The sequence below is a fragment of the Neorhizobium alkalisoli genome (genome assembly GCF_002968635.1).
Lineage (GTDB): Bacteria > Pseudomonadota > Alphaproteobacteria > Rhizobiales > Rhizobiaceae > Neorhizobium > Neorhizobium alkalisoli.
The window spans coordinates 388947-400881 of the sequence record NZ_PVBN01000004.1; the positions used below are offsets into that span (position 1 = coordinate 388947).

The window sequence follows — 11935 nt, forward strand, 5'->3', positions numbered from 1 at the left end:
AAATATTGCGCCGTGAAGTGCACCACATTCCGAAGGATGTGCAGCCTGACGTTAATGGTTAGAAAAGAGTCTTGAGAAGCATAGCCTCTGAAAGTGGCTCGGGGCATTCGAAAGCCCAGATGCCGAGGCCGATGCCCGGAAGATGCATCAACACAAGCCCCTCCTTTTCGAACGCCGAACAGATCTGGAAGGCAGTTTGCCGGGGGATGGCGCGCTTGCCGCCCTCGAAGTCCCGTATCGTTGACCGGGATATAGCCGAACGGTCGGCCAACTCCTCTTGAGTCCACGCCAGCGCCCCACGGGCGGCACGGCACAGTGCAGGAGAGAGCGCCGGAAGACCAGTCAAGGTCGGGTCGTCACGACGACCGTCGTCCGCAGCCGCCGCACCATCTAACGGGGCATCGGCGACGGAGCCCTTCAACGCTGGAAGATCGCGCATGTTATCTGAGCGCTCCATTCCGGTCCTCCTTTATCGACGATAGGGTAGATGGGAGGGTAGGAGAGATTGCTCCCGCCGTTTGGGTGGCAGGCGGGTGAGCGCACCAGGGGCATCGCGTGGCTGCGCGTGGCAACCTGCGGAAACAATCACGACAACAATATCTGTTGCTGACGGGCATCATATCCAAGCTCCTCTGCCGGATGGGTCCGGTGAACAAGACCTACTTTTGAAAAGATCGTGTTTTGCCCAGAGCGTGGAAGAGCTACTGCTGTCCACCGCCCCGGGTGGAGACATGTGCTTGAGTTTTGCTACCCAATGCGGATATCAGCTCTGCCTGGTTCATGACGTGTAGATAGGTCCTCTGATATCTGGGACAAGCGCCGGAGACATTCCGCCGCACTCGGCGGCTTTCGCTGATACGAGGCGAGCACAGTCTCTGCTTCGAGAGAGTGACTGGGGCGATGTCCCTGTGGTCGTCAGGCTGCGCGAGAAGGCGTGAAGGCTTCGACGCAGGTGACCGTCAGCCTGTGAACGTGCCCGTCTCGGCCGCTCCAGTTGATGGACTGCCCAGGCGAGAGCCCGAGAAGGGCTACTCCGATGGGTGTCATCACGCTCACCATTGATTGCTCGATGTCAGCGTCGCCAGGATAGCAAAGTGTAACGGTCCGGGTCTGCCCGCTTTCCGTCTCGTAGGAGACGGTGGATCCAATTCCGACGACTTCCCCCGGAAAATCAACGTCGACCACGACCGACGCCCGTTCGAGTTCGCTAAGCAACTCGTCGGCGACGTCGAGGTCGCGACCGGGCGCCGCCAGGGCAAGGGACGTGAGACGCGAGTGCTCCGTTTGGCGCACGATGATTGACGGCTTGGTGCCTTGGGTTGAGTCCATTTCCATTTTTCATGCCTCTTCGCGCAGCCTTGAGCCACGCTGGGTCGGAGTTATGCCGTGGTGATTGAGTCGCGCGGAACCAGCGTTGACGGTATGACGATCCCAGGGTTCAGGTGCGCGACAACGGCGAAAGACCCTGGGCTAGTGTTCTGCGATAGAACACTCTCCGCGGAGACGACAGGAATGGAAATTCGCAATCTTCGTCATGGTATTTAAATGATGCCATGTCCGAAGAGGAAGTCAAGCCGCACACAAGAAGCCCTCAATCAAACCGTCAACCACGACCGGCCGCCGAGACGGCCGACGAATACGGAACCCATGCGACCATGTCCTGGGAGCCAATACCAATATGGGGCTTTGTCCGCGTCGCTGAAGCGACGGACGCCCTTGGCGGGATCTCATTGGAGCTAGGGAAAGGAACATTCGTATCGGGTGCGGCGGCGCGCCACACCTGGTGCACCCGGCCGGATGGCTTGACTTTTAAGTCCCCGATGGCAATCTTATGGCCATGTTGACAAATCGCGACATACTCCCGATCGCAGCCTTCCGGGTCTGCCCGATCGCAGGATCGTAACCCGGATCCGGCCTCGTCGCCTGCCGGATCCTGGGTGAATGCGGTCAGCACGATGGCTGACGGCGCGACAATCCTTTCCAGAACAGGGATTGCATTGCATGGCACCGCCATGCTTGTACCGGAGGTATCGCGAGCAATGTCAAACAATATTTCCTCTTCGCAGCATCAGATATCCGTTATCGGAGCATCGGATTACTCGTCGCTCATCGACTTAGCCTATGCTGCCTTGACAAAGGACTTCGATGTCGCAGCCGAGCTGGTCGACAAGCTCGAGAAGAGCATTGTCGTGCCCGATGGACAATCTCCGCACGATGCAGCCCGGATTGGTTCCACCGTTACCTTCGATGCCGAAGGCGCATCCCGCCGCGCCATAACTCTCGTCTATCCGGATGAGATCGATGTCGAGGCGGCACGGATATCCGTGCTGACTCCCATCGGAGTTGCGCTGCTCGGCCTTCGTCAGGGACAGTGCAGCCAATGGTTCTCGCGAGACGGTCAGCGCAATGAACTGATTGTGGTTCGCGTTGTCGACAGACAATTTGCCGACCTCCCGCTTTAGTCCTCGTCGGACATCAGCATCATCGTCTTGAGGACAGCAATGATATTGCGCAACCGCAGACACAGAAAACACCGGGGAGGTTGCCTCACCGCAGGCCCGTAGCCCTGTGTCGCCCATCGTGGTCGGCACAGGCGTTCCTGTCGAACCAGCATGGACATCCATAGGAGACCTACGATGACTACGGCCCTCCCGCCGCTTACACTTTTCGACGAGGACACCGCTGTCTTGCGCCGTCTGCTCGACGACACCACTCTGCTTGATCGTGCGAAAGCTTTGATCCGGGAGAAACTTGCAAGGGCTCGCCCGGTGGACGCCGCGAACCTTCCTGGAAACGTCGCGACGATCAACAGCCGCGTCACCTTTCAAGTCGGAAACGACGTGCCGACAACGGCGTATCTGGTGGACACCGGGCAGCCCATCAGGCTGTTTCAGGAGATCGTCCCGCTGCGCAGCCTGGTGGGCCTTGCCATTCTAGGTCTCCAGGAGGGCGAGGTCGCAATCCTTGAGGCTCATCAAAATTCGAACGCGACTCTTTCGCTCAAACGAGTCCTTCACCAGCCGCAGCGGGAACTCAGGGCGATCTTTGGAGCCGCGCCCTCGGCAACGTCTATGGGAGCGGCACGCCGCGCCGGCCCGTCGAATGATTTCGAGCAAACGCGGTTTCTCTCTTCTCAGAGCGAGGCAGTGCGATGACATATCCTTCCTTCTCGAACAATCCTTCCGGCGACGCGATATATGTTCAGCTCCACTACGACCACCTGAGCGGGACCGCACACGCGTGGTCGACCGTTTTCGACGGGGTGCTGCCCTCGCGCTGCTATCCAACTCGGGAGGCTGCAGCCGATGCGGCTCGCACGGTGATCGCGACGATCATTTCAAAGGATGACGCCACTGCGCCGCGGCGAGACATTCGTATTTGGCTACGCTGACGCGGCTCTACGTCATCGGGCCGCCCAACAACCAACTAAGCAGGCTGGCGAGTGTGACCGGCCTGTTTTCTACCCCGAAGAGATATGTGCTGGAGAATGAACCATGTCCAGGGAAGTATTTTGCCAACTGACCGCAGGAGATGCCAATGTGCTGATGTCCATGCTCGAACAGGCCGACCAACCCGCCCCGTTTTCGGTTTTGCTTCGGGAGAAGCTCAGTCATTCGAACGTGTACTTTCGCGAAGATATCCCCGCGAACGTGGTCACGATCGACACCCAGGTCGTTTACACCGTCAACGGGTCGAGCGTTGGACCACATGTTCTCGTCCGAAACGCTGACGGGGGGCTTCCCAGCTTCGCTCTCTCGGTTCATTCGATGCGCGGCCTGGCGCTGCTGGGCTTGGCGGTCGGAGAAAAGGTCGAAATCTCGGCAAGGGATGGACGATCTGAGATGCTTTCTGTCGAGCGTGTCCTGTTTCAACCCGAGGCGGAGGCGCGGTTGAAGCAGACGAGGCAACGAACGGCCGAACCGGTCGACCAGGCTCCGCAGGTCGTCAGTTTCCGGCCGCGACCCAGGAAAGCCGTCGTGTCATGTGACGATGACCCTGGTCCAAGTGCTGCGTGATCGTGGGGAAAATAGTTGGACTATGTTCCGGGACTGTGTGTTGCAGAGCTTCATCCGGCGGACGGTGCAGGCAAGCGCTCAGCGCCAAAAGCGACCTTCCAAAGGGCAAGGAACTTTTTTGCTCGCGCTTGGTTTCAGCCACCACCAAAGGAGACCAACGATGACAGAGAACGAGACCCGCGAAATCTTCGTGACCGGATTGAAGAACGCCCACGCCATGGAGAACCAGGCTCTCTCCATCATGAAGCCGCAGGTAAAGCGGATCGAGAACTATCCCGACGTCGCCGCGAGGCTCGAGCAGCACATTCGCGAGACCGAGGGACAGATTGCACGACTGGAGGAAATCCTCTCGAGCCTCGCGGAAGATCACTCCTCACTGAAAGACATGGCACTCTCTGCGGTTGGGACCATGGCTGCTCTCGGCCATTCTGTCGCAGGTGACGAAATCCTCAAAAACAGTTTCGCCAACTTCGCCTTCGAGAACTTCGAGATCGCAGCTTACAACTCCCTTATCACTGTCGCCGAACTTGGCGGCTTTGCTGGATCGGTCCCGGTCCTTCAAGCCAACCTCGACGAGGAGATCGGGATGGCAAAATGGCTCGAGATCAATCTGCGCCAGACAACGATCAAGTTCGCCAACCTCAAGGAAGCCGGTCAGGCGGCGAAGATCTGAGGCCATTCAGTGAGTGGCGGAAAAGACGGATGACGTCCCGGAAGCAGCTCGGGATCACGGCGATGCTGGCCGGCGGTTCGATCGACTTGTCACGGATCAGCCGGTCGGCGGCCTTGTGCCAATAATCCGCAAATCGCAGAGCCTGCGGTCATTGACGATGATCAACAGGTCAAAGTCGGACCGGTAGCCCTTCATGGTGAAGGGTTCGTCGACCCAGCCGCCCTTGGCATAGGGGCCGAACAGGATGATCTTCAGGATCCGGCCGCGCTTCTTGAATTCGGCCGTCCCCTCTTTCAGCGCGTCCTCGAATTCCTCGTGCAGGATTTCCAAGCCCCGGCCAATCTCTCGCTGCTTGCGAGGCGGCATATGATCGATCGACGATTTCATGCGCTATCGGCAGGCCAAACACCCGGCACCCTCTACTCGCACATTTTGGGGGAGTTTTCACGAAGAGCACCCAGTCATCAAGTGCACGCAAATTCTCGACGCTGGAATTTCCGTCTATATCAGATCCGTCAAGGTCATTGTGATGGTAAATGGCGATGGTGAGGAAGGTCGGTGTGGCCGTGGTGGATACAAACCTGCGTGTGCACGGCCTAGAGAAATTGCGTGTTGTCGATGCGTCTATCATGCCGAAATATCATCTCGGGTAACACCAATTCCCCCGTCATCATGATCGCAGAAAAGGCCTCAGATGCCATTCTCGGGCGGTAGTCCATCTTGGCGCGGGCTACGGCGCCAACTCGGAGCATACTGCCGACCTTGGCAGAGGCGACGCAAGGGAACGACCGATTGCCCTTCTCATATCCAAGATGGAGTAGCGTCATTCAAAGGCGCGGAATGAGCCCTCCTTCAATGGGAGCCACGGTCAATCCGGACAAATGATTTCTGCTGCCTGCTCCTGTCGAGGCGCTGCCTCTTTTCGATTCAGTACACCGAGCGCGATCATGGCTCTCCTCTTTGCCCGGTAGCGGTTGAATTGCTGATCCGCCAGAACCCCGGTCAGGATTACCGCTCCCATCACCGCGAAGTTGAGCGAAGAAGGTATGCCAAGAAGATTGACCAGGTTCTGCAACTCCTGAAGCAAGACTGCGCCTAATACGACGCCGATGATTGAACCTTCTCCACCACGCAATGAGAAGCCCCCGAGGACGGCCGCAGCGATCGCGTAGAGTTCGTAGAAATTGCCATGGGACGACGGTTGCACCGATCTGGTGAACATAGCGAAGTAAACTGCGGCGACCGCGGTCAGCACAGCGCAGATAACATAGGCAGCGGTGATGACGAAACCGGTACGGATGCCGGAGTAGCGTGCCGCATCCTCATTCTTGCCCACGGCCTGCAAATGCCGGCCAAAGACAGAGCGGTGAAGCACGAACCAACAGACGGTTCCCACGATAATCATGGCATAGAAGGAGTGAGGAACACCAAAAGAGCGACCAATCGTCAGCCATTCAAGCGCCGGATAATTCGCCCCGAAAGGGAAGCCGGCAGTGGCTTCGCCCGTATATCCCCGCGCGGCGCCGCGATAAATCAGCAAACCACATAGGGTCACCACGAAGGGTTGCATCCGGAGTTTGGTGATTAACAGGCCATGGGCAAGCCCCAAGAGCGTCCCGACCAGGATGACGACGAGGATCGCCGCCGGCCATGGGACGCCGTATTTTCCGACCATGTCGACAAATAAGACGCCGAGCAACGCAATCATCGATCCCACCGACAGGTCGATCCCTCCGGTCATGATCACGAAGCCCTGCCCGATTGCAAAGAGACCGAATAGGCCGATCAAATTGGCGGTATTCCCTAGATTGATAGGCGATAGGAACAGCGGATTTCTGAGGTACACTACTGCTCCAACAACTATAATCAGGACTGCCAAGCCGAAATCTTTTTTCTGCATCGGCTTTTTCCTAATTTGCCCCAACGGCGAGCTTGAGCACATTGTGTTCGGACAACTCCGATCGCGACAACGATCCAGCAATTTCCCCTTCCCTCAGCACAACGACGCGGTCTGACACGCCGATCACTTCTTCCATGTCACTGGAAATCATCATGACCCCGACACCTGCATCCGCCAACGCGCGCATCAGTTTGTAGATCTCTACCTTCGAGGCCACGTCGATGCCACGGGTAGGCTCGTCGAAAATGATTAGCCTTGGCCGCATGGAAAGCCATTTCCCCAGCACAACCTTTTGTTGATTGCCGCCGGAAAGCTCGGCGGTTTTGCGCATGACATCATTCGTCCTGATGTCGAGTTTTACTCGCTGATCCTCGGCGCGCGCCTTCATCAGACTCTGCGAAACGACCCCATGACGGGACACCGCGTAGAGGTCAGCAAGACATACATTCTCGCAGATAGCTGTTTCCAACACGAGGCCTGCTCGTTTGCGATCCTCTGGCACGAGATAGACGCCGGCTTCGATGGCTGCCCGCGGCGAAGCCGCCCTCAACGGCCTGCCCGCCAGCATAACCTTGCCCTCGAGAATGGCGTCAATACCGAAAATGGCTTCCGCCAACTCCGTTCTCCCAGCGCCGACCAATCCGGCGACGCCCAGAATTTCACCGGAATGGAGATCGAACTCCACCAAGGCTCTGGGCTTCGCGCGAGTTCTGACACCCCTTAGAGACAGGATCGCTTCACCGACGGGGCGAGCAGGCGGCGCATATAGCGAATTGAGGTCGCGGCCGATCATCATACGGATCATGGCGTCATGATGTATGTCCGACGTGCCGAGCTCACCGGCTGCCCTGCCGTCGCGCAGGGCGAAGACACGGTCGGCACATTCCTCGATCTCGCTCAGGCGATGCGATATATAGATGACTGCGATGCCCTCGGCTTTAAGGCTTGCCACGACACTCATCAGTGTTTTCGTTTCCGACAAAGTGAGCGACGACGTTGGTTCATCCATGATGATGATCCGCGCCTTGATGGAGAGTGCCTTGGCGATCTCAAGCAATTGACATTCCGCCAATGACAGAGCAGCGACCGGCGTGTCGGCCTCGAACGTAGCGCCGACCCGCCTCAGAAGCGGTTTGGCTGCGGCATGCATCGCCTTTACATCCATCAGTCCGAGGAAACCCGCGCGAATTTCGCGGCCTAGGAACATGTTGGCGGCCACATCGAGATTGTCGAATACGTTGAGTTCCTGATGGACGAACGCGATGCCCGCGGACTGGGATTCAGTCACCGAAAATCCGTCATACCGCACATTATCGATAATGATATGACCCGAGTTGGGCTGGACAACGCCTCCCAGAATTTTCATCAGCGTGGATTTGCCGGCGCCATTTTCTCCGATTAGGGCCAGCACCTCACCGGCCAGGATCGTCATGGACACATTGCAAAGTGCCACCACGCCGGTATAGGCCTTGGAAATGTTCTCGAGCACCAATAAGGGGCGCGTCCGATCCTCTTTAGTCGTCATCAGTCATGGCCATCTGATTTTGCGGCAACGGCAATGCTTCGGCCCGTTGAGTGGGTATTCAAAATACTAGGGAAGCGGGCCGAGTGGCGGCCCGAGCCTAATGCGGCCGCGCTGAGCGGGGGAGTTTACCCGCCAATGCGCTCTTTGAGTTCCTTTTCGAAAGCATCGACATTGGACGTGTTGATGACTTTGGTCGGAACAATGATGAGGCCATCCGCTGGCACACCCGACTTGTCGCCTTCAAGATATTTCGCCATCAGCTTCATGCCTTGATAACCCCACTGGTAGGGGTCTTGCACGACGGTTCCGGCGAAGCTGCCTTGGCGGACAGCACCGAGGGTGATCGGGTCCTCATCGAAGGCGATGACCTTGATCGCGCCGAGCTTGCCGGCCGCCTGAAGCGCCTCGTAAATCTTGGGCGGGTTGTAGGAGTAAAATCCAACCATGCAAGATATGTCTGGATTGGCCGCGAGCACATCATCGACGTTTGAGCGGGCACGTGCGAAATCCACGTCGTCGCCCCGCACATCAACAAGCTCGATCCCCGATCCTTCCACGGCCTTGCGGAAACCGGCGATGCGCTCGACGGCGTTATCGGCCCCCAGGAAGCCGACAAAACCCATGCATTTTCCACCCTTCGGCATCGCGGCGACGGCAACCTCGCCGGCCTGCACGCCCGCTAAGGTGTTGGAGGAGCCCAGATAGGCGATGCGCTTGCTACCGGGCGCGTCGCTGTCGGTGGTGAAAAGCGGTACCTGTGCTGCAATGCGATTGAAAGCATCGATGGAATTCTTCGGGTCGGCAGAAGATATCATGATTGCGTCGGTACCGGCGGCGACAAGGTCGTCCATCAGGGCATTCTGCAGGGCAGCAGTGCCTTGAGCCGGATAACGGAATTGCAGTTCGTAGCCTGGCAGTTCTGCCTGGGCCTTCTTGACCCCGGCTTCGGCGAGCTTCCAGAAGTCCGAAGCGGCATTAACGACAAAAGCCAATTGGGGCTTATCTTGGGCCACAGCAGGGCCGGCCAGACCGGAAACTACCATGGCGACAGAGACGGCAAGATTCAGGTTCACTAGTTTTCCTCCCATTTCAAGAGCATGGCAACGCCATGCGTCTTGGCGTTACTGAATGCCCGGCAGCAATCTCGGCCGCAGGGCGATACGTATCCGTTGCTTTGGGCGCCCGCCCGGGCGATCGAACTAGATCGCCCCAGCGCCGGCGTCGGATATTGGTTTCCACGCATGACCTATCCCGGGTACCAACAAGACGCGGGTCGTCGGACGCCCGGGTATAGGCCCAAGCACTTTGTATTAGGCGTTTGAGATCTACGGCCGGAAACCAACCCAGCAGCATCCGTGCCTTGCTATTGTCAAACCAGTTGCTGTGAAACGGCGTCGAGATCTCCACGCTCGGCAGCCCATGCGAAGCGTTCAGTTGCGTCGCGACATCGGCATAATCCACAGGGCTAATATTAGGGATCTGTCGTGTCGGTGTTATGATCAAGAACGTGCTAATAACAGCACTTAATTACCGGAGCCGTCAAGCAAGAATTTTAGCAACGCGGCGGCCAGAAACCGGGTCAGGTGAAGCTGCGTTTGCTTTTTCGTTTGGCGCCGAGCCGACCCAAGCCGGCAATTGAAGCCGCAAGTCAAGCCGAAGGGGTTTGTAAGCGCGGTGAGGCTCGGTGGCCGGAGTAGCCGTCAAGCCGGTCATTGAACAAGGTATCTCATGTGAGCAAGCGGAAGAGATTATCTGTTTAATGGGTCTTGAGGTATAACGGGGCCATGTGGGGGCGCCGTCAAACGATCACTCCGCCGCCACATTGGCTTTGGCATTGCGGAGGCCCCGGTTGGCGGTGGATTCTCGAGCGATCAGCTCGCACTCAACCTTGATGCGGCTTGGAGTTGTGTGCAGACCGCCGGCGGCATCAATAAGCAGTTCCGTAGCCGTCCGCCCCATTTCGTACAATGGCAGAATGAGGGTTGATAGGGGAGGGTGCGTGTACTGCGCGATATCGCGATCGTCAAAGCCGATAACCGCCACGTCGTCCGGTATCGTGACGCCCAATTGCTTGAGCGCGTCGAAACAGCCGATCGCCATCATGTCGTTGGCGCAGAAGATGGCATCAGGTGGATTGTCCAATGCCATCAGCTCCAACGTCATTTCATACCCCGCCGATGGCTCCCAATTACCTGGACGAACCAGAGCAGGATCGAAGACGATATCGTTGCTGGCCAAGGCCTGCTTGTAGCCTTTGAGGCGGTCTCGCGCTGCGTCGACCCCCTGTTGGCCATTGATGAAACCGATCCGCCGACGTCCCGACAGCAGCAAATGTTCAGTCGCAGTGCGGCCGCCCAGGAGATCGCCGGGCAGAACGGAATAGTGCTTGCGATGCTCGTCATAGCAATTCACCAGGACGATACGATGGTCGGCAAGGGCTGCAGGAATTTGAACGAGCCTGGTCAGGATCGTACCGTAGATCAGGCCGAGGATGGGCAACTTGCTGACGCCGGCGACGATATTAGTCTCAACATCGGCATCGCCATGACTAACGGCCATCAGCATGTTGAGGCCATATTCGAGGGCCTTGTCGCGAGCGCCTTCGAACGCCAATGACATCCAGGGATCGGTCGAGGTTTCATCCGCAACGAAAATTATCGTGGACTGCCCGCCCGGGGCTGTCTTGGTTCCACGACGCACAAAGCGATAACCAAGCGCCTGTGCGGCTTCCAAAACGCGGCCGCGAGTCGCTTCGGCTAGTCTCGCACCTTTCGTACCACTGAGGACGAGTGAGACGGTGGCTTGTGAGACGCCTGCCGCTGCAGCAACATCCATCATCGTTGGACGCCCCACACTCACCTGCCTCTTGGATTTCGACATCAGTCAGTAATTTCCCCTGGAAATGGACATCTGCCACGCCGTCGTCGAAAATTCAACGGCCTAGATCCGAACAGCCGCGGTCTAGCCACTTCAGACACCTTATATGATAATATCAAATCAACGTAGCCTTTGATTTTGCAAATATTGATCAATGATATTAGCAGATATCTCTGTTTCGCTCCGATGTGACGAAAGTGACGGCACTCGGGATCAGCAGCACGCCGATAACAAACTCGCGAATCGTGCGGCCGCGTGAGATGCGGGCGATGAACACGCCGACGAACGGCGCCCAGGACACCCACCAGGCCCAGTAATAGATGGTCCAGTTGGCCGGTTCAAATGCCGATCAGACAAAGCATTGGCCACGGACTCTAGTGCTTCGACGGAAGGGAAGGATACGAATGCCCGAAGCAGCACCACCCAGACAAGTCCGGACAACAACACCAATACAGCGAGCGGTGCACAGCAGCGCAAGTCCAGCGAGACAGATGCGGCCTCGGTTGACCGGCCCTCAAACGCGGTCACGGGCAGCATCAATATTTCCACGGAACAGAAGACCGAAATTCGAAACGTCATCGTGGAGAATAAGGTCGAGCCGATCAGGCCGAGTTCAGCGTTTCGGTCGGCGCGGCAGTCCCGAAAACAATCGAACTGCATCCGCTTCCACCCAGGGCTGTGGAGATCCTGCCGGCCTTATCGTTCGTACCGTGATTTCGTGCTTGCCAATAATCGCATCGTCATCGTTGAACCGGATATCCACGAAAGTGCCGCTGGCCGGGAAGGGCAGCGGCAGCCTCGTTGCGCCCCTTTGAGAACACGTCGTCTTCTAATGTATATCTCGATCCCGCTAAGAACTGACCATCCATGAGCAACGTGAACAAAGCTACCGCATAGGCGCCAAGACGGCGAGCCAGCGGATACCTAGTGATTTTCATGCGTTG

The 11935-nt window shown here is 57.6% G+C and carries 10 protein-coding genes and 3 pseudogenes; 5 read left to right on the top strand and 8 right to left on the bottom strand.

The genetic code is table 11. The features are described 5' to 3' along the window. Nucleotides 1–58: 58 nt before the first annotated feature. Entirely contained in the window at nucleotides 59–457 is a 399-nt protein-coding gene (locus tag C5L13_RS12000; RefSeq protein ID WP_342588171.1) for a helix-turn-helix transcriptional regulator, read from the bottom strand. 458 nt (nucleotides 458–915) lie between these two features. Further along, nucleotides 916–1335, bottom strand: a complete 420-nt coding sequence (gene rnk, locus C5L13_RS12005; protein ID WP_407070419.1) for a nucleoside diphosphate kinase regulator — start codon at nucleotides 1333–1335, stop codon at nucleotides 916–918. A gap of 704 nt (nucleotides 1336–2039) precedes the next feature. Between rnk and C5L13_RS12010 the strand changes: the two genes are divergently transcribed. The 4 genes from C5L13_RS12010 to C5L13_RS12030 all read left to right on the top strand — a co-directional run bounded on the left by C5L13_RS12010 (nucleotide 2040) and on the right by C5L13_RS12030 (nucleotide 4689). Then, nucleotides 2040–2462, top strand: coding sequence for a GreA/GreB family elongation factor (locus tag C5L13_RS12010; RefSeq protein ID WP_105383507.1), 423 nt, complete (start codon nucleotides 2040–2042; stop codon nucleotides 2460–2462). 174 nt (nucleotides 2463–2636) lie between these two features. Continuing rightward, nucleotides 2637–3155 carry a hypothetical protein gene (locus C5L13_RS12015; RefSeq protein WP_105383508.1) on the top strand — a complete coding sequence of 173 codons (519 nt, stop codon included), beginning with the start codon at nucleotides 2637–2639 and terminating at the stop codon, nucleotides 3153–3155. A 339-nt stretch (nucleotides 3156–3494) separates the two neighbouring features. Next, nucleotides 3495–4016, top strand: a complete 522-nt coding sequence (locus C5L13_RS12025) for a transcription elongation factor GreAB (protein WP_105383510.1) — start codon at nucleotides 3495–3497, stop codon at nucleotides 4014–4016. A gap of 160 nt (nucleotides 4017–4176) precedes the next feature. Then, nucleotides 4177–4689 carry a ferritin-like domain-containing protein gene (locus C5L13_RS12030; RefSeq protein ID WP_105383511.1) on the top strand — a complete coding sequence of 171 codons (513 nt, stop codon included), beginning with the start codon at nucleotides 4177–4179 and terminating at the stop codon, nucleotides 4687–4689. A gap of 55 nt (nucleotides 4690–4744) precedes the next feature. Here the strand turns inward: C5L13_RS12030 and C5L13_RS12035 are convergent. Beyond that, nucleotides 4745–5076, bottom strand: a pseudogene (locus C5L13_RS12035) (nucleotidyltransferase domain-containing protein); the annotation flags it as partial. A gap of 173 nt (nucleotides 5077–5249) precedes the next feature. Here C5L13_RS12035 and C5L13_RS12040 point away from each other — a divergent pair. Next, nucleotides 5250–5403: pseudogene (locus C5L13_RS12040) on the top strand (GMC oxidoreductase); the annotation flags it as partial. 154 nt (nucleotides 5404–5557) lie between these two features. On the opposite strand, the gene C5L13_RS12045 reads toward C5L13_RS12040, so the two are convergent. The 5 genes and pseudogenes from C5L13_RS12045 to C5L13_RS12065 all read right to left on the bottom strand — a co-directional run. Further along, a complete protein-coding gene (locus tag C5L13_RS12045) occupies nucleotides 5558–6589 on the bottom strand; it encodes an ABC transporter permease (protein WP_105383512.1) in 1032 nt (343 codons plus the stop codon). Between the two features lie 10 nt (nucleotides 6590–6599). Further along, nucleotides 6600–8114: a sugar ABC transporter ATP-binding protein gene (locus tag C5L13_RS12050; protein WP_105383513.1), complete on the bottom strand. Its 1515-nt coding sequence runs from the start codon at nucleotides 8112–8114 to the stop codon at nucleotides 6600–6602. Nucleotides 8115–8239: 125 nt separating this feature from the next. Then, nucleotides 8240–9157 (bottom strand): sugar-binding protein, encoded by a 918-nt coding sequence (locus C5L13_RS12055; protein ID WP_105383582.1) that lies wholly within the window; start codon nucleotides 9155–9157, stop codon nucleotides 8240–8242. 763 nt (nucleotides 9158–9920) lie between these two features. Then, nucleotides 9921–10994, bottom strand: coding sequence for a LacI family DNA-binding transcriptional regulator (locus C5L13_RS12060; protein ID WP_245571226.1), 1074 nt, complete (start codon nucleotides 10992–10994; stop codon nucleotides 9921–9923). Between the two features lie 193 nt (nucleotides 10995–11187). After that, nucleotides 11188–11319: pseudogene (locus tag C5L13_RS12065) on the bottom strand (BCCT family transporter); the annotation flags it as partial. Nucleotides 11320–11935 lie beyond the last annotated feature (616 nt).